Source organism: Thermoplasma sp. Kam2015 (genome assembly GCF_003205235.1).
In the GTDB taxonomy this organism is placed as follows: domain Archaea; phylum Thermoplasmatota; class Thermoplasmata; order Thermoplasmatales; family Thermoplasmataceae; genus Thermoplasma.
On the sequence record NZ_QJSM01000019.1, the window covers coordinates 1 to 18,357 of the forward strand.

Annotated in this window: 16 protein-coding genes; 10 read left to right on the top strand and 6 right to left on the bottom strand. The window is 41.9% G+C overall.

The window, feature by feature from the left end; all coding sequences use genetic code 11:
* Positions 1–255: 255 nt before the first annotated feature.
* Positions 256–1,422: an acetyl-CoA C-acetyltransferase gene (locus tag DMB44_RS02960; protein WP_110640688.1), complete on the bottom strand. Its 1,167-nt coding sequence runs from the start codon at positions 1,420–1,422 to the stop codon at positions 256–258.
* 243 nt (positions 1,423–1,665) lie between these two features.
* Between DMB44_RS02960 and DMB44_RS02965 the strand changes: the two genes are divergently transcribed.
* The 9 genes from DMB44_RS02965 to DMB44_RS03005 all read left to right on the top strand — a co-directional run bounded on the left by DMB44_RS02965 (position 1,666) and on the right by DMB44_RS03005 (position 11,425).
* A complete protein-coding gene (locus DMB44_RS02965) occupies positions 1,666–2,646 on the top strand; it encodes an actin-like protein (protein WP_110640690.1) in 981 nt (326 codons plus the stop codon).
* A 7-nt stretch (positions 2,647–2,653) separates the two neighbouring features.
* On the top strand, positions 2,654–2,962 hold the full coding sequence (locus tag DMB44_RS02970; RefSeq protein WP_110640692.1) for a hypothetical protein: 309 nt from the start codon (positions 2,654–2,656) through the stop codon (positions 2,960–2,962).
* 180 nt (positions 2,963–3,142) lie between these two features.
* A complete protein-coding gene (locus DMB44_RS02975) occupies positions 3,143–3,490 on the top strand; it encodes a DsrE family protein (protein WP_110640694.1) in 348 nt (115 codons plus the stop codon).
* A 10-nt stretch (positions 3,491–3,500) separates the two neighbouring features.
* Positions 3,501–4,331 (top strand): sulfite exporter TauE/SafE family protein, encoded by an 831-nt coding sequence (locus DMB44_RS02980; protein ID WP_110640790.1) that lies wholly within the window; start codon positions 3,501–3,503, stop codon positions 4,329–4,331.
* 199 nt (positions 4,332–4,530) lie between these two features.
* Positions 4,531–9,606, top strand: coding sequence for an ATP-dependent helicase (locus DMB44_RS02985; RefSeq protein WP_110640696.1), 5,076 nt, complete (start codon positions 4,531–4,533; stop codon positions 9,604–9,606).
* Positions 9,607–9,693: 87 nt separating this feature from the next.
* The gene (locus DMB44_RS02990) at positions 9,694–10,137 is read left to right on the top strand and encodes a universal stress protein (RefSeq protein WP_110640698.1); all 444 of its coding nucleotides are present in this window, start codon (positions 9,694–9,696) and stop codon (positions 10,135–10,137) included.
* Between the two features lie 30 nt (positions 10,138–10,167).
* A complete protein-coding gene (locus DMB44_RS02995) occupies positions 10,168–10,395 on the top strand; it encodes a 30S ribosomal protein S17e (protein ID WP_110640700.1) in 228 nt (75 codons plus the stop codon).
* 53 nt (positions 10,396–10,448) lie between these two features.
* Complete coding sequence (locus tag DMB44_RS03000) at positions 10,449–10,838, top strand: hypothetical protein (protein WP_110640703.1); 390 nt, start codon at positions 10,449–10,451, stop codon at positions 10,836–10,838.
* A 395-nt stretch (positions 10,839–11,233) separates the two neighbouring features.
* Positions 11,234–11,425: a hypothetical protein gene (locus DMB44_RS03005; RefSeq protein ID WP_110640704.1), complete on the top strand. Its 192-nt coding sequence runs from the start codon at positions 11,234–11,236 to the stop codon at positions 11,423–11,425.
* A gap of 23 nt (positions 11,426–11,448) precedes the next feature.
* Here the strand turns inward: DMB44_RS03005 and DMB44_RS03010 are convergent, their stop codons facing one another.
* From DMB44_RS03010 to DMB44_RS03030, 5 genes are all read right to left on the bottom strand, one after another.
* A complete protein-coding gene (locus DMB44_RS03010) occupies positions 11,449–13,359 on the bottom strand; it encodes an ATP-binding protein (RefSeq protein ID WP_110640706.1) in 1,911 nt (636 codons plus the stop codon).
* The gene (locus tag DMB44_RS03015) at positions 13,356–14,291 is read right to left on the bottom strand and encodes a hypothetical protein (RefSeq protein ID WP_110640708.1); all 936 of its coding nucleotides are present in this window, start codon (positions 14,289–14,291) and stop codon (positions 13,356–13,358) included. The genes DMB44_RS03010 and DMB44_RS03015 overlap by 4 nt, the downstream gene beginning before the upstream one ends.
* Positions 14,288–14,557, bottom strand: coding sequence for a hypothetical protein (locus DMB44_RS03020; RefSeq protein WP_237265260.1), 270 nt, complete (start codon positions 14,555–14,557; stop codon positions 14,288–14,290). The genes DMB44_RS03015 and DMB44_RS03020 overlap by 4 nt, the downstream gene beginning before the upstream one ends.
* Positions 14,558–14,638: 81 nt before the next feature.
* Positions 14,639–15,961, bottom strand: a complete 1,323-nt coding sequence (gene purD, locus DMB44_RS03025; protein ID WP_110640710.1) for a phosphoribosylamine--glycine ligase — start codon at positions 15,959–15,961, stop codon at positions 14,639–14,641.
* 190 nt (positions 15,962–16,151) lie between these two features.
* Positions 16,152–16,733: an SMC-Scp complex subunit ScpB gene (locus DMB44_RS03030; protein WP_110640712.1), complete on the bottom strand. Its 582-nt coding sequence runs from the start codon at positions 16,731–16,733 to the stop codon at positions 16,152–16,154.
* Positions 16,734–16,962: 229 nt separating this feature from the next.
* On the opposite strand from DMB44_RS03030, the gene DMB44_RS03035 reads away from it, so the two are divergent.
* Positions 16,963–18,327, top strand: coding sequence for a cytosine permease (locus DMB44_RS03035; protein WP_110640714.1), 1,365 nt, complete (start codon positions 16,963–16,965; stop codon positions 18,325–18,327).
* Positions 18,328–18,357 lie beyond the last annotated feature (30 nt).

Here is an 18,357-nt window from a genome sequence, read left to right on the forward strand (position 1 = left end):
TTTGGATGTATAAGAACATTTCACTTAATCTTTATATATGTATTATGAATAATATATTATTAAAATAAAAAATTCTGCACTGCAAGATACTCGCATCATGCAAATTTCAGCCGCTTCAGATCGCTAAATGGTAAATTGTTCAATTCTGACGCTTCAATTCTCTTGCGAGGTGCAATCATAAACATAAAATTCAATGCCAGGGAAATTTAATTATTCTGAAAAAATATATCTTATATCAATCGATCAATGGCCCTCTCATTCCACCATTTCCAAGGTTAATGTATGGGCCCCTCCACCGCCATGGCAGAGTGTAGCCAATCCAGTCTTCATATGCCTGTGCTTCAACGCATTTATCAATGTTACTATGATCCTGGCTCCGCTGTTTCCGATCGGATGCCCTATCGCAACTGCACCACCGTTCACATTGAATCTGTCATTATCTATCTTCAGTTCATTTCTGACTATGACCGAGGCTATGGAGAAGGCTTCGTTGTGTTCAACAAGGTCATAGTAATCTATGGTCTTATGCTGTTTTTCCAGCAGCTTTCTCGTTGCCGGTATGGGCGCTTCAACGAAATCAAGAGGATCGAGAGATGCCTGTTCATATCCTGTGATCCTTGCCACTGGCTTAAGGCCATATTCGTTGATGGCCTTTTCAGAAGCTATCATGAGCGCAGATCCACCGTCCGAAAGCTGTGCAGAATTACCGGCCGTTAATATCCCGTTTTTCTCAAATGCTGGAGGTAGTTTTGCGAGATCCTCCATGGTCGTCTTTCTTATGCCCTCATCACGATCCAAGTTTTCAAACGGAACGATCTCGTCTGCAAATTCTCCAGATTCTGTCGCTCTGATGGCTCTTTCATAGCTCTGCACAGAGTATTCATCAGCCATCTCTCTTGTTATGCCGAATTTTCTAGATGTTCGCTCAGCTGATACGCCCATATGTTCGAAATAGAAGGCATCCAGAAGGCCATCAACAAGCATGGCATCATCTATCTTGTAGTTCTTGTGAAGAAGATGCTTCGGTCCCCATCTGAGATCCGCAGGGAGAAGGAAGGGGGCATTGCTCATGCTCTCCATACCTCCAGCGATCACGAGATCTCTTTCACCTAGGGCGATCTCCCTTGCCGCACTTTCCACTGCCAGCATACCCGATGCACATACAACATTGACAGTATATTTAAGGACAGAATTTGGGAGGCCTCCATGGAACGCGGCCTGGCCGGCTGGATTTTGCCCGTTTCCAGCTTGAATTACATTGCCCATTATTACTTCTTCCACCGATTTCGCATCTATGTGTGTTTCATCCATCACCGCCTTAATAGCTGCACCACCCAGCTGGGGGGCCTTTAACTTTGAAAAGGATCTTCCGAACTTGCCGATGGCAGTTCTCTTGGCAGCTACAATATATACATCTCTCATATTCTAAAATGACGAGGCAATTAATACATTTTTACTTTGCACATGCATGAATAGTTTTCCTTGGTCAAGTAGAGAATTGAACATTCCACTATATATCCCTGATGGCTGGTGGAAGATGATAAAAATTTCTACATGTAAAAAAATTAGAAAAGATCCGATATTTTTCTGATTATTTCGGCATTCTAATCGAATCAAAGTTTAAATCATGGACAATGTTAATAAGTTAATGTCAAAGGTGATGCCTTGGTAGTTGTAGGATTAGATGTAGGTTATGGCGATACAAAGGTAATAGGAGTTGATGGTAAGAGGATACTGTTTCCTTCCAGATGGGCTGTGACGGAGACTGAAAGCTGGGGTATAGGAGGCAAGATACCGGTTCTTAGCACTGATGGGGGCCAGACGAAGTTCATATATGGCAAATATGCCAGTGGAAATAACATAAGGGTACCACAGGGTGATGGGAGGCTGGCCAGCAAAGAGGCCTTTCCCTTGATAGCCGCCGCACTCTGGGAAACGGGTATACACAACGATGGAAGCCCCGTGGATCTTGTAATAGGTAGCGGAACACCTCTCGGTACGTTTGATCTGGAGGTCAAAGCGGCAAAAGAGGCACTGGAAAATAAGGTGCTTACGGTCACAGGACCAGAGGGTGAGGTCAGGCAATTCAACATAACCAGGCTTATAATGAGACCACAGGGAGTTGGTGCTGCCCTGTACCTGCTGAATCAGGGAATAATTGAACAGCAGCCAGGTTACGGAGTGGTGATCGATGTAGGATCTAGGACTACTGATGTGCTGACGATAAACCTGATGGACATGGAGCCTGTGGTGGAGCTATCCTTCAGTCTACAGATAGGCGTTGGTGACGCGATTTCCGGCCTTTCAAGAAAGATAGCCAAGGAGACAGGATTCGTCGTCCCATTTGATCTGGCTCAGGAGGCACTTTCACACCCAGTCATGTTCAGGCAGAAGCAGGTCGGTGGTCCTGAGGTTTCCGGGCCAATATTGGAGGACCTTGCCAACAGAATCATAGAGAACATAAGACTGAACCTAAGGGGAGAGGTCGACCGTGTCACATCGCTGATACCGGTTGGTGGAGGATCAAACCTGATAGGCGATCGCTTTGATGAGATCGCGCCAGGTACTTTGGTGAAGATAAAGCCCGAAGATCTGCAGTTTGCAAATGCACTTGGATATAGGGATGCGGCGGAAAGATCGATGTAGATAATGCATGACGATACGAATTGTCCTTGACCTTAGCGACGAGGAGAAAAAAATAGTGGATCTCATAAGGATACAGGGGGAGACGTACGTAGATACCATCAAAAGAATAATAGAGGATTACTATGAATACCAACTGGTCAAGGACGCCGTGAATAAAATTTACGACAAATTGGGCCTGTCCGAAAAGAAGGAAAAAACAGATGATCCACCACCAGAAATAAAGTCTAAGAAAAAGACTGAGATCAGTCAGGGGCATCCCGTCAGTATGACCAAGGTGGAGGAACTTAAGAAAAATCTTGAAAGCAGATGGAAGTGAGGCTTCAATTACAATTTTTTAATATACAGATCCAAATTCAGTTTCATCGTCTTTTATATACTTATCCTAAACGTTAACTTTAAGTTTAATGATATAATACCCGCCTGTAATCATGCTTATGTATTAAATATCATAAGCATGAATATATGAGAATAATGTAAGATATGTGATGGTGGTAATATGGCGAAGATGCTAGTAATGGTGATCACTGGAAAAGAGAACATAAACACGGAAATGGTAGCATTCAATTTTGCCATAAATTCAGTCCAGAATGCACATGCACAGGTCGAAATGCTATTTCTTGGGCGCGGTGTGGAAGCCGTACTCAAGAATCAGAACAATTCAGATACATTCCTGGCGCAGGCTCAGAAAGCAAGATCGCTGAACATACGGCTAACAGTATGCAGCGTTAGTATGAAATCTCTGGGCATAACGGATGAAATGATATTTGAAGGCCTAGATAAGGTTATGGGTGGAGTCGAAACGGCTGCTCGTATCGATGAAGGATACCAGGTGATAACTTTCTAAGTTGATGGAAATGGACATAACACTGCTTCAATATATTTTCTCAATAATATCCGGCGTTATAGTCGGTTTTTCTCTCGGCCTGATCGGAGGCGGCGGATCAATACTGGCCATTCCGCTCCTGATATACTTCGTAGGAATAAGGAATCCGCATCTAGTGATCGGTACGACGGCACTTGCCGTGGGTATAAATGCACTAATAAATGTATACAGTCATTTCAAGAAGAAGAACGTCAATCTCAGGACAGGGGCGATATTCACAGTATTCGGCGTTATCGGCGTCTTGATAGGTACTACGCTCGGGCTAATCACACCCGGCGGAAAGTTGTTGTTTCTCTTCTCATTTCTAATGATGATCATTGGAGCATACATGTTTGTAACCAAATGCAGGACATGCAAGAATTACGACGCTATACCAGGCAACGATCCAAAGGGTAAGGAAGATCCGCCTGACCCACCAAAGAAAAGTTTCTGGCAGAGAGCAAAGCTGGAGATATTTGGAGTACTTGCGGGTTTTGCCTCAGGCTACTTCGGGATAGGCGGTGGATTCCTGATCGTTCCCGCTCTTCTTTATTCCGCCGATATAACTATGAATCTAGCTGTAGGCACCTCACTTCTTTCTGTTGGTACGTTTGGACTTGTCACAGCGTTGAGATATGGAATAGCAGGCAAGGTTTTGATATCCATAGCCCTTCTGTATGTCCTTGGAGGAATTTTCGGAGGATACGCTGGTGCTAGAGTTTCAACTACAATGAAAAGGTCTACTCTTCGAAAATTCTTCTCTCTGATAATAATCATCGTGGGAATATACATGGCTATAGAGTCCTACAGAGCCATGCTGTGATATTATTCCCATCTTTCATATTTTTCAATTTTTGGTCATAGGTCAAAGTAAGTGTACTAACTTTTATGTACGGCGCATATGCCGATTGGCCTATTCAGGGGTTTATTTCAACAATTATCCACAAAGTGTACAGATGAAATGAGTTTAAATGCCACTCAAGTTTTTATAAGATTATAACCTATAGTTTAGACCAAATAAGATGGAATCAGAAACAAGACTATTCAGGATAGAGGAATTTTTCCCGTTCCTTGACAGCCATGTATCGAGATGGTTCAATAATAATTATTCATCCTTAACTGAGCCTCAGAGATACGCCATTCCGTTGATACATGCTGGAAAAAATGTGCTGGTCTCAAGCCCGACAGGAACGGGGAAGACCATGACAGCCTTCCTCACCATCATAAATGAACTCGTCACTCTTGCTAAGGAGGGTCGTCTTGAGGATCGTGTATACTGTGTGTATATAAGCCCACTGAAGGCTCTTGCCAATGATATTAACAAGAATCTGAAATTCCCTCTTGACGGTATCTATTCTATAATGGAATCTGATGGTATGAAGATACCTAAGATAAGAATATCCGTAAGATCAGGTGATACCTCTGAAAGCGAAAGACAGAAGATGGTGAGGAAACCGCCTCATATACTCATAACTACTCCAGAGTCTTTCTCACTTGCGCTTTCATCTCCGCGAATGAGAGAAAACCTCAGAAACGTCAGATACGTGATAATCGATGAGATTCACGAGATTTCTTCCACAAAGCGAGGAAGCCTCCTCTCCGCGAATCTGGAGAGATTGAATGCCATTTCTCCGGAAATGCTTAGGATAGGACTCTCGGCAACGCAGTCGCCCATAGAGGAGATAGCTAAGTATCTTGTTGGTTTTGATGGGGGAAAAACCAGGCCGTGCGAGATTGTAGAGGTCAGAGGGGAGAAACACCTTGATCTCAGGACAATAACGCCAGTACCAGATCTGACAAGAGTGAGTTTTGAGGTTGCCAACGATAGGATGTACGATATAATCGCGGATCTGGTTAAACAATACAGAACAACCCTCATATTTACAAACACTAGGAGCGGAACTGAACATGTTGCTATGCGCCTGAAGAGCAGAGGGATAGAGAGCCTTGAGGCTCATCATTCATCTATGGGCAAGGATCAGAGGCTCGAGGTGGAAAATAAACTTAAGAACGGCGAGTTGAAATGCGTGATAACTTCCACATCGCTTGAGCTCGGCATAGACATAGGTTTCATCGATCTTGTTATACAGATCGGAAGCCCAAAATCTGTTAGCAAGGGGCTTCAGAGGATCGGGAGATCAGGACATGGCATCGATGAGCTTTCAAAGGGCATCTTTATAGTATTCACGCTTGACGATCTGGTAGAATGCGCAGTTCTAACGAAGGCAGCATACAGTCGCCAGATAGATAGGGTGGATATACCTAAGAATCCGCTGGATGTGCTTGCCCAGATAATCGTCGGCATGTCTCTGGAGAGGGTATGGCGTATAGAGGAAGCTTTCGATCTTATCAGAAATTCATATACGTTCCATGATCTGAGCTTTGAAGAGTTCATGATGACCATGGATTATCTATCAGGTGAACTTGAAAGTCTTTCGATATATCCAAAAATATGGGTTGACAGAGAGGCAGGCACATTCGGTAAGAAGAGAAGCACCAGAATGATCTATTTCATGAACGTGGGCACCATCCCTGATGAAGCCAATTATAAAGCTATAAATGAAAAGGGAAAGAACGTTGGTGAACTGAGTGATAAGTTCGTTGAGAGGCTAAAGGCAGGTGATGTCTTTGTACTTGGCGCAAGAACCTATCTGTTCGAAAAAACTGTGAGAAACAGAGTATACGTCAGATCTGTAACAGGTATGAAACCAACCGTACCTTCCTGGACGGGCGAGATGCTGCCAAGAAGCTATGATCTTGGCGTTATGATAGGTGAGTTCAGAAAGAAGATAGCGGCGATGATCGAATCTGGGCAGGACCCAACAGATATGCTCATCACGGAATACCATGTGGATGAAAATGGGGCAAGGAGCATCATATCCTATATCAAAGCGCAGATGAACTATGGTATACCAACGGAGGATCACTGTCTTATAGAGGGATATAAGGAATCAGACGACGTATATGGTCTCATATTCCATGTACCTCTTGGTAGAAAGGTTAACGATGCACTCTCGAGATCCTATGCACTGGCCATATCAAATAGGTACGGTTCCAATACACGCATCACGATAACGGATGATGGCTTCATCATCTATGTAGAGAGGAAGATACCTATAGAGGAGGCAGTCAAGAGTGTAAAGTCAACCAATTTTAGGGATCTGGTACGTAGATCCATAGCAAATACTGAGCTATTCAAGCAGCGTTTCAGGCACTGTGCAGCGAGGTCTTTGATGGTCCTTCGTTCTTATAAGGGATACGATATATCGGTGGCTAGGCAGCAACTGAGAAGTGATAGACTGCTCAATGAACTTCAGAAGCATGAGGATTTTTCCATAATACGTGAGACATACAGAGAGATAATGGAGGATCTGATGGATGTGCCCAGAGCCGAGCAGTACGTTAGATCTGTTATGGACGCACATTCGTATTCTGTGAGAGGTTATTCCACGGAATCTAGTCCATTCTCATACGGGATGATAATGGCGGGATCGTCTGATATAGTGATGATGGAAGACAGATCCAAGATGCTCAGGGATCTGCAGAGCAGGATGCTTGAGAAGATATACGGTGGTGAGTCGATCCACTTCATATTCGAGAATCAGAAGGATGTGGACGACTATTTCAGAAAGAAGATCCCGCGTGTGCACGATGAGGAATCGCTGATCAGATTTGCAAATCACTTTCCATACATTGACATCATCAAGGATCGTTTCAATTCGCCCTACCAATATGCCGATGCTGAGATAAAAGAGATCATAGAGAAGGCTGTCGAGGATGGTAAGATCATATCCGCCTATGTTAGGGGTCTCGTATGGACCTCGTATGAATATTACCCTATGCTATGGACGCTGTTCAGAAAAAAAATAGATCTAAAGGATGAGGATGAGAGGATTCTGGAAAGCTGTGATGGTAAATCCTTCTCTGATCTGAGATCAGAACTCGGTATAGACGATACCACTCTCAAAAATGCCATTCAGAAGCTTGAATCTGCGTATCTAATCATTAGAAAGTCAAAGAATGGCCTAACGATATTCTTCAAGAATAGACGAGATTTCTCTGTGGACGCTCTAACAGCTTCCAGGCGTCTGATAGAGATAACCCTATCTGCCTATGGTCCGATGACCCTGGACGAGATTGAGATAAAGTTGCCGATCGGAAGAGAAACGTTAAGATCAATACTTGATAGCATGGTCGCAAATGGCACCGCCATATACGATTACATAACGCCTGTTTATAGCAAACAGTACATGCTTGTTTCTGATCTTAAGGCGCTGAAGAATGTTGAAGACATAACAAGACTCAGACTTTCTAGAATAACGAAGAAGGTTAAAGATCCCAGGGAATACTTTGACGTTTATGGTTTCGCATTTGATGTGGAGAATATAAACGCTCGTCTGATCGATGGAAGATTAGACAGTTTTGACGATCTGATAAAGGATGGTTATATTATCCGGGGGCACTTTATAAAGAACAAGATCACTTACTCAGCCAGATGGTTCATAGACATGATGTTCAGCCTCAGAGATCATACACTTAGCAACGAGGAGAAAGTTGTAATGGATGCAGTGGATGAGGGAATAACAAGCGAGAAGATCATAGCAGAGAGAACAGGTCTGGACAAAAAGATCGTCAGGCAGATACTGCGATCGCTGGAATACAAGATCATGGTTTCCAGGGATGGGGACTCTGTCTTGAAGATATCTCCGAAGGACATCGGTTATGATAATGCGCTGCGCATGCTCATCGATAAATTTGGGCCGATAACTCAGGATGAAATACGCAAGTTCTTCTGGTTTAATCCAGACATGCGTTCCATAACGGTGAACAGCACATTTTTCAAGGGGGATCTTTACTATTACACTGAAAGATCTGATGAAATATCTGGAGTCTCGGTGACCACGGTCATAGATCCGGTGATGATTTATCTGCAGATATATGTTGAAAACATAGATTACAACAGATTGCTCATCGTTGATGGAGAAGAGATAGCAACTTTCTACCTGGAAGAGAAAGACGGGATCAAATGGATAAGCGATCTGTCAACCGGTGGGAAATATGATGATGCCGTGAGATACGTTATGGATTATCATAAAGAGGGGTGGCTCGTGATAATACCACCAAACGGCATTTCCGGAGATGGCAATCTGGATATAGTGACTAGGCCAAAAGGTTTCATTATAAATTACGATGAATCGGAGATCCTTTCAACAGCCGTAAGAATGATGAAAAAGAAGATCAAGAAGGCAAATCTCTACGAATCATTTTCAGACATATACTTTGGAATTAGGGATTCAATAGAATCTCAGAGGTATGGGATTTCTGAGATGAATCTGCAGAACTATTTTGAGTCATCACTTCTGTACCAGTTCAATGGGCCGTTCAACCGCACTGCAATGGCCACAAGGGAAATAATATCAATCTACAGGTCGCTGACTGATCGCAAGATGACGAGCGAGGAAGAGTCTGTTATAAGATCGATCATGATGCTCGAGGAAGCCACTGAAAGACAGATAATGAGCAGTACTGAGATGGATGCCAGAACGCTGAAGAAGGTTATGGATCTCCTTTACGAACGCAGATATATCGCAAAGAACTATGAGAGAAAATTCGTAGCTATAGCCCAGAGATACACCCCGGACGAAGCAGCAGCATTGCTTGCTGATCAGGTTCTGAAGGATTTCGGTATGATGACGCCTACAAGATTTGCACAGATGACGGACATGGATGTGAACAGATCTCTCAATCTCTTGGATCATGTGGAAGGCTCATCAAGGTTCTTCAACATAAAGACGAAGGAGCTTTATATCAGCAGATTAAATTTAGCCGAGTCATCCCCCATGAATGGAGGAGAAGAGGCCATATTTTCTGCAAAGGACATACTTGCGCTTGCATATGCTGATTATTTCAAAATGATCTTCGGAAATGGCTTTGATATGTTCTATTTTGATGGTAAAACGTTTTCTGCAGCTCTTTCTGTTCAGCGAACAGTGAGACATCTTCGGCTTAAAAAATTCGAGGGCGATTCTAACGCATTGCCAATGATAGCTGAAAAGCTGAGGGAGATGGGGTACCTCCTTTCGACACAGAGGTTATGATGTAGAACAATTCGGCAGATCATTTTTGATGGGGACCTCTATGATCGATTTAGATAAATTTATATATGTCTGTATCTTTAATAATATATGAAGGCTCTTATCGCTTATGATGGCAGTGAAACAGCTCAGTGTGCTCTTGAATTTGCGTTGAATCTCAAAAACTCCATAAACAAATTCCTTGTGGTATACGTAATTCCACAGATAATAGGTACTACACCAACTTATGATACATATGTGCCGGAATCTATGTTCGAAGACGAAAGAAGGAAGGCCGAAGAGATCATAGAGAAGGCCAAGAAACTTGTCAGCAATGAGAATCTGGATATAGAGTTTGAGATCGTTGACTCTGGTACAAAGACAGTGGCCAAGAAAATGGTGGAAGTTGCCGAGGAGAATGGAGTCGATCTTATAATAACCGGATCAAGAAATCTCAAGGGATTGACTAAGATAATATTGGGATCGGTGAGTAGTGAACTGCTAAAGTTGAGTACGGTTCCTGTGATGATCTGCAGTACCAATGCATGCAAGTGATCTTTTTATATAGCTTATCCATCTGGAAATATGGGAAGTATCAGACCATTCAATATCAAACGTACAGCTGAGGAACTTGCAGATAAATTTCCTGACTTATTCGGCGACAAATTTGAGGATAATAAGAAGAAACTGGAAAAGATGATGCCTGACGTCTCAAAGCGTACAATAAACATGGTGGCAGGTTACATCACCAGGTATTCCGTGAAGAAGAAGCAAAAGGCGAAGAGGGAGATCGAAGAGAATTCGGCCACCTGATCTCCCAGGATCATGCTCTTCATCTGAATTATTCGTATTGTAAGATAAGCCGGATGGACAGAAACCAAATAATGAGGCATCTGGAAAGATATTCGAAACTTGTTGATGAAACCGACATCAGAAGTTTCATAGATGCCTATTTATCGAATAGTTTCTACATAGATCCAGATGCGATCAAGAGTGATGGTGAATATTCCTTCATTTCTCAGGTTACCAGGATACTTGGTGAACGATCTCTTGATCGTGACGGTCGCACCATAAGATATGCGAAACTGGTCTTAGGAAATAGGATCACTTTCACGCTGTGGAATGAAGAAATTGAAAGATATTTCGAAATGCTTGCAGAGGGTAGAAACTATCGTTTTATATTCTGCAGCATCAGGTTTACGAGATTCGGCATTGAGGGAAGCCTTGGTCTGCGGGGTTTCATCCTTAACTATTAAATCCTAATCGGTGAGCTGCTCCTCAGCTGAAGCTTCGGATCTTCCTTTCATCGAAGAGACCTCTCCCTCTCCGAACATCCGTACAAGCTATATATCGCCATAACCACAGGCTTGCATTCGGATCTCATCGATCCCACTCAGGTGTCGTACACTTGTTTATCGTGGATGATACAAAATGCGTGAAGACAATTTATAAATCATTCCATTGGAGGATGTCCGTATATCTCTTGTTTGAAGAAGGAGAATTACAGCTTCTTCCAAGGACCCAACTTCTAATTAAATGTCGTCATCCAAAACATGATTATATGATTCTCACCGCTCCACGAGATTATCGATAACATGGATGAGGGTAATAAAGAGTTAAATTTTTAAGAGAGATTATAATGCTTCAGTAAATGATTAACTGGGTAAGGGGTATTTCAGTGGCATTACTATTCATTGGTTTGGCGTTTTATCTATCATGGTCGATTATGTACGGGACATGGTTCGACATTGGTCTTTATTCATTCACCATTGTGTTGATCGTTTTTGGCGTTTTAGGAATAATGCTGACAACGGTTAAAGACGAAGACTCCGTTTCGAGCTGATATGATTGATGATGTAGAACCTTTCAATCACTAGCTGCAATAAGGAGTTTGGTGTACTTGTCCTCATAGAGATAGAAACATTCTGAGAACTTTCTGTTTTTTCCTCCGGCTAGTCTTGTCATATCTTCTTCCTCCGGTATATACTTTTCAATTCCCTCCGTGTTTCTGCTGTTTCTGAAGAAAAATTTGTGGATGCTGTTCTCCTCTATCGTGGCTCCCAGCCTTATGTCCTCAATGCTCTGCGTGATTATGACGACTGCAGTTTCAAAGTGTCTTGAATGCCTAACTGTATTTTCTATTATTTTAAGAGTCTGATCATTTCTGAGCATAATATTGGCTTCTTCGATTATGACAGTCTTTCGGCCCTCGACCATTGACATGTATTCAGATATGGACCGTGCTAGATCCAGTCCTGCATTATCGTCTATTTCAAATTTTATGAGATTATATTTTACTATGATGACCCTTGCTGATTCTATTTTCTCTCTGCTCGTATTTAGCTCTTCTATGTATTCTTCCAGAGTCATTTCAATGCATGGCCCGGAATAGTCTTGGCAATGGTATTCGCTGAGTGGATCCAGCACAAGAACACGTGAATATTCAGAACCGGAAATTCTCTTTATCAGAAGTCCGGCAAAATGTGACTTGCCGGATCCGGTTTCTCCAGTTATCACGAAATTGTAAGAAGGGTGTTCAAAATAATCAAGAAAGATAGGCTTTCCAGTATATTCGTTCATGCCCAAAAATATTCCAGAGAGCTCCTCGCTGGAAAAATAGGCTGGAAAGAAAGATGAAATTGAAATCCTATCCATCGGATATGCTATATTCTCCCTTCTGAAGTCCTCAAATCTAAATATAGATTTGGTTCCAGCTTCGCTCATGTTCTTTGCTCTCATACCTGCTATTTTTAGGCCACGATCGAGTTTAGATATTTCGTGGGTAAGCCCATATGGGGTATTATGAATGACCATAAAGTCAAGTCCACACAGCAATATCTGCGCTTCATCCTTTCTGTACTCATTAGATAGCTTTTCGGCAGACTTCATAACTGAATTCAGATACTCTGTATTTTCATTTCTATTCTTTCTCTGCTTCAACTCGAAATTTATATCAGCGATCCTTGATGATGCTATTCTCAAGAGTCTTTCTCTGTTCATCTGCTTCATGCTGAACTTAACCACTGCATGTATATCGCTCATCTCAATTGCTTCGCAGTAGGTTGGAAAAGCAGGTTTCTCTGCATCTATCAGACTGAAAATTGATCTGTTCATCTCCCCAGAAAGATAGTTTTTTCTCGGCGACAAAACTGATCTATGAAAGATCCTGTGTATATTATCTATATCAGAATCTTCGATATTGAAATAAAGATGTACTTTCTTGCCTTCCCCCGGTATCTGTTTCACTGACTGTTTCAGGTTTTTAATATCATTTGTAGCATTCCACAAAAATAAGTATGTGGAGTAATAGACCTTACCTTTTATCACAGGATCTTCTGACCTTTTCTCTTCAGGGCGATGTGGAATGGAGTACGCGGTGATGTTTAGGCCGGTCTTCATCAGATCCGATATGAATTCTGATATCTCCCCAAATGTTCCTGCATGATTATCGTAGTCGGTCTTCATTTTTGCAAGAACGGCCGTTGAATTTTGTACCTTGATCATTGTCAGACCTTCTGATCTGATGATCACGGAATCTAGGGGCCTATCCCTCTTTATCCTTTGTATTAACCTGATCATTCCTTTTCTGGATCTTGAATGAAGCATTATTATGAGCGGCGGTATGATTATGAATGCATAAACGTTAAATATCTTTATAAGTATGAGCAGCAGAGAGGATGAGATCATCAACATGAGAATGGTGCTTATACGAAATCCATAATATTGAGGTCTGTATGCCAGTACATTTCTCAGGACTCTTTCCTCTTCCTCATTCAATCTGATTCTTCCCTCCTGTAAGAGGCTTCCTTCGAATACACATTGCTCCAGTCAAGTTTTTTACTCATTGAGAAAGCAGCAGATTCCTCCAGCTGTCCTCCGATGAATCCCAGAACCGCACTGGAAGGTATGTTGAGTGGTTTCATTCTGAAGTAGCCGGTTCTTATTTCAAGGAATATGAGGGATGGGAGCACTGGTGCGAGCATAAAGAACCCCAGTTGTAATATCGGATCCGCCGAAAATATGAATGCCAAGTGCAGATCTATGATGACAGGTATCGGAAGAAGATTCAACTCTATAAATGATGAGAAGATCCGTACCAGATATTCCTGGGTTCTTCTGATGAATGCGATGGATGAAAAGATAGGAATAACAGCAATCAGTAGAAGCTCAGCAGCCTCTCTGAATATCAACTCTGCAAGTAAAGAAGACATTGCCAAGAAATAAGACGTAAGATAGAGAAAGACAAGTGCCATCGATGAAGAACTGTCATTGGTTGAAAAATTCAATATCTGCGTTATGCTGAATAATGAATACCAGTTAACGTTTCCATAACTCCAAAGATAATCAAATATATACTCCGAAGCCAGGGCCATATACATGAGAATTTTGAATGAAAGTGCCAAGCTCAGGAATGGAATCAATAAATTCATCAGGATATGCGTGAGTCTGAAATTCATAAGAAAAGCTCTCAAAGCTATGATAATTGAGAACAGAACAATGGATGCAGGAAGAATGATTGAGTATGCCGTATTCAATATGAAACTATACATGCTGTAGTATGTGGGTCCTGGTTTGAGTATCACTCCATAGGAATTTTCAGGGTTCAGCCCATAATAAACTATCAGATGCCAGAGCGGAGTGAGCAAAGTCAGATAGAGGGCTACGATGGATCTTATCACATCGTAGATAAGAGTATCGACGGCGATCATGATCCCGTTATTATATAATTGAAAATGGCATAGAGGAGGCCGCTCACAGCCAAAATATAGATAAACGTCCCGATTGCAGCATTTTTCAGCCTGGATCTGGCTGCCATCCTCTTGTTCTCGTCTGTGCTGAAAAATTGGAAGGCAATCGGTATCCATAGTATGGATATGAGGATAGCTGACACAGATATGGCGATTGTATCAATTCTGGTCAGCATCGCCGATATATTATTGCTTACCATATACGCCATAAATGAAATAATTGCCATATTGGTCGATAATCACAGTATATTTAAATTTATACTTAATAAATGAAATATAATTATTACATCTATTACAATTTTTTACATTTAGGTAAATCGTTCATGTCCTATCAGTTCTCTGGATTTTCTTATCTTTGCCTGAAGGTATTCGGCCTTTCCTATATCCTTTCGCACGTAGTAGTCACCTTTGACGTATTTCAAAGAAGCATCGACCATTTCTGAGGCTTCTGGAATGCTGTCTCCCTTCGCTAATATTGCCAGAGATCTTGAACTGCTCTGCTTCAGCCTACGCATATCTCCGCTCACAGATGCATAGAAAATTTCAACACCCGAATCGAACATCTTATCATCGATCAGTATCTCACCAGGTTTGGGATTTGTTCCATAACCCACCGGAACAAGATATTTGAGTACCGTTGCCTTTTTCTCGAAGATCTTCTCTCCCTGCAAATTACCTTCATATATCTGATGCAATATCTCTACAAAATCACTTTTGAGCAAAGATAATACATTTATCCCCTCCGGATCAGCAAAGCGAGCGTTTATCTCTATAACTTTAACACCCTTGGGCGAATCCATAAACTGACCGTACATTACCCCTTTGAATGGTGTGTTCTCAGAATTCATCGATCTTACTATATCGATCATTATGTGTGCAGCCTCATCCCTTGCATTTCTGCTCAAGAACGGTAGCGTGAAATTTGAGTCGGAGATCGATCCCATACCCCCAGTATTCGGCCCAGAATCACCCTCATAAGCCCTCTTATAATCCTGGACTATGGGCATGAATGAAACATTTTTCCCGTCAACGAATGCCTGAAGGCTGAACTCTTCTCCAACGACCTTTTCTTCTATAAGTACAACACCGTCTCTCTTCAATACCTCAATAGCATAGGACTTTGCCTCTTCAAGGCTATGCAGCTGTTCGCCCATCACACGTACGCCCTTGCCTCCAGTCAGTCCTATAGGTTTAACGGCCACATCATGCATCATTGAAGCAAAAGCATCATTGACGTCATTCTCACTGAAGCATTCTCTGAATTCAATGTTCCCAGGTATATTGTATCTCTTCATCAATTCCCTCATGAACATCTTTGAGGTCTCTATCCTGGCCGCCTCCATTGTTGGGGATGCCACAGGTATGCCATGCTTCATCAGATTATTTACAAGAGGGGTATCAAGCACCGGATCCGGTCCTACGAAAACCATGTCAACAGAATTTTCAAGAGCAAATTCTTCAATCTTTTTATAATCCAGTTCGTTGCCAAGCAGATATTTCGACGAAAGCGATTTGATTGATGGATTTTCATGACCGATAACGGATAAGAGCGTTGCTCCTGATCTTTTTATAGCTCTGGCTATTGCGTCTTCCCTGCCACCACTTCCGACCAGCAATATCTTTTCCGTCATATCATTTCACCGTGATTATTGCATTCAGTTCTTGAATTCTCTCCAAACATATTTCCAATATACTGAACGGTATATTATCAATTCTGTTTTTAGTTTTCCATAAGCTAGTATAGGTTAGCGATCGATCCAATGGAATTTCTCATTCCATATTTGCCCATTATCGAAGAAGCCCTGTCAATCAAAAGATATATCATGACTGCTCGGAATCAATCTTTCCTCCAGTCCCTTCCTGATTCTTCTTCTGTAGCTCAGTTCTTATTCGTCTGGCAAACTCTTCCTTTGAGACTCCAAAATAACTTTCAAATCTACGGCCAAGAATGTAAAACTTAGCATTACCTCTGTTCACGGCCTTTATAAGGCCCATGCCCTCAAGATGATTAATTATTTCGTCTGTTCTCTTATGAGCTATTTTTCTAATGGCACTGGAGCTTATGCCTCTTTCATTCATCGCAATATTCGCCAGGACCTTCATTTCAGATCCAGAAATATCTGGCAGGGATACTGCATAAGCCTCCTTAAAATAATCCGATCTTAGCTGAATTCTATATTTGTATCCATAAGCTGCTAGCTCAAGAGCCCCGCCTCTCTCTTCATATTCCTTTTTGAGCCTTACGATGGCCTTTCTTATATTAGAAGGGTCGGCTGAGAGTATCTGCGATATGAACCTGACATTTAGAGGAGTTCTACTCGAATAAAGAACAGCCTCGACTCGGTTGATCAGATCCTTTTCCTCATCATCGGTCATCAGTAACGCTTCACCCTGAACATCCATAAGTCTATTCAGGACTGGCTTATCAATTTTTTCACATTTTACAGCATAATAGAATAATTTGTTCGGGTACAAAAATCATATCCATGGGTCGTCGTATTGGTGGAGTTTCTGCATTCCCTCTTCTTCTAAACGGGGAACTTTTCCATTGATATATTCGCAATGCTGATGAGACATGCCGTTGATCATTAAAGAACGATAAAATTTAATAATCCTAGCGTATTCCTGGTTTATGAATACCGAACATGAGTTCGGAAGTGATATCAATTCAAAGAATTTTTTAAAGGATAAATTGGATATAGAAAGTGATAAAAGACCGGCATCTATGTTTTACATATGGTTTGCATCGAATCTTACAGTGGGGGATTTTGCGGTTGGGTTTATACCGGTTTACCTTGGGCTTCCGATAATCTATTCCGTTATGGCGATAGTTATAGGTACGGTCGCAGGTGGAATAATGCTTTCCTATATGAGTCAACTTGGCGTTATATACAGGGTGCCACAGATGTACATGGGAAGGGCACCATTTGGAACGATTGGTGGATCACTTCTATCAATATTGCAGTGGGGAAACACAGCAGGCTGGCTTACGGTAAATGTGATCCTGGCTTCACTTGCCATATATGAGATTATGAAGATCCCCTACTATTTGATTATAATGTCAATAGTGATCGCAGTGGCTCTGACCGCTTTGATAGGATACAGGGCGATAAGAATACTTGAAAGATCCATGTCTTATGTTCTCGGGATACTGTTTGTGTTTCTCATCATATTCTTGATATACTCTCACTTCTCCATATCTTATCCTTATGCCCCCGTTTTAGATATCCCTTCTGCATTTGGCATCACATTTGCATCAGCCTTCTCATACATAATGTCATGGGGGCCATATGCCGCTGATTATTCAAGGCATGTTCAGCTGATGAAACCCTCCAGGATAATCTTCTATTATACTCTGCTCGGTTCAGTCATTGCATCCGTATTTGCTGAAATTGTAGGCATGTTGGTTTCTGCGGCTTCAGGTAATCCCTCAGGATCGCCGGCTGCAGATCTCTCAATGTTGATGAATAAATATGCTCTCATAGGCATGCTGGCATTATTCCTTGGCGGGATCGCTGCCAATGCAATTAACCTTTATTCTAATTCTCTGGCGTTTCTTTCAATAGGATTTAGGTCAGAGAGATGGGTGGCCATCATCGTTGCATCCATATTTTCATTTGCGATGGGTATATTGGGATTTTTCAGGTTCTATGGTTTTTATGAAACCTTCCTGTTCATACTTGATTACTGGATAACCCCATGGATAGGCATAATGATAGCTCATTTCTTCATGGTTCGGAAACTTAATCCTGAACGATTCAACGATCTGCCAAGACTGGTGAAGCCAGGCATATATGCGTATCTGATCTCGATAATAGTTTCGATTCCGTTCATGGCTCCAGCAGGTATAATAAGCATGCCAGTTGCTGCACTTCTCCATGGAGTAGATATAAGCTATTTCGTCTCATTCTTCCTAGCTATGATCCTCTATCTCTATTTTTCAAAATTATCGGTCCGTCAAGGAAACATACAGACCACCGTAAAAAATATCCGATAAGTTTTTTAATGTTACACCATAACGCCTCTC

Excerpts from the sequence above, each read along its gene's own strand:
- DMB44_RS03005 (WP_110640704.1), top strand. The coding sequence starts at position 11,234 with ATGATTAACTGGGTAAGGGGTATTTCAGTGGCATTACTATTCATTGGT.
- DMB44_RS02995 (WP_110640700.1), top strand. The coding sequence starts at position 10,168 with ATGGGAAGTATCAGACCATTCAATATCAAACGTACAGCTGAGGAACTT.
- DMB44_RS03015 (WP_110640708.1), bottom strand. The coding sequence starts at position 14,291 with ATGATCGCCGTCGATACTCTTATCTACGATGTGATAAGATCCATCGTA.
- DMB44_RS02990 (WP_110640698.1), top strand. The coding sequence starts at position 9,694 with ATGAAGGCTCTTATCGCTTATGATGGCAGTGAAACAGCTCAGTGTGCT.
- DMB44_RS02970 (WP_110640692.1), top strand. The coding sequence starts at position 2,654 with ATGACGATACGAATTGTCCTTGACCTTAGCGACGAGGAGAAAAAAATA.
- DMB44_RS03035 (WP_110640714.1), top strand. The coding sequence starts at position 16,963 with ATGAATACCGAACATGAGTTCGGAAGTGATATCAATTCAAAGAATTTT.
- DMB44_RS02975 (WP_110640694.1), top strand. The coding sequence starts at position 3,143 with ATGGCGAAGATGCTAGTAATGGTGATCACTGGAAAAGAGAACATAAAC.
- DMB44_RS02960 (WP_110640688.1), bottom strand. The coding sequence starts at position 1,422 with ATGAGAGATGTATATATTGTAGCTGCCAAGAGAACTGCCATCGGCAAG.
- DMB44_RS02985 (WP_110640696.1), top strand. The coding sequence starts at position 4,531 with ATGGAATCAGAAACAAGACTATTCAGGATAGAGGAATTTTTCCCGTTC.
- DMB44_RS02980 (WP_110640790.1), top strand. The coding sequence starts at position 3,501 with ATGGACATAACACTGCTTCAATATATTTTCTCAATAATATCCGGCGTT.
- DMB44_RS03030 (WP_110640712.1), bottom strand. The coding sequence starts at position 16,733 with ATGGATGTTCAGGGTGAAGCGTTACTGATGACCGATGATGAGGAAAAG.
- purD (WP_110640710.1), bottom strand. The coding sequence starts at position 15,961 with ATGACGGAAAAGATATTGCTGGTCGGAAGTGGTGGCAGGGAAGACGCA.
- DMB44_RS03020 (WP_237265260.1), bottom strand. The coding sequence starts at position 14,557 with ATGGCAATTATTTCATTTATGGCGTATATGGTAAGCAATAATATATCG.
- DMB44_RS03000 (WP_110640703.1), top strand. The coding sequence starts at position 10,449 with ATGGACAGAAACCAAATAATGAGGCATCTGGAAAGATATTCGAAACTT.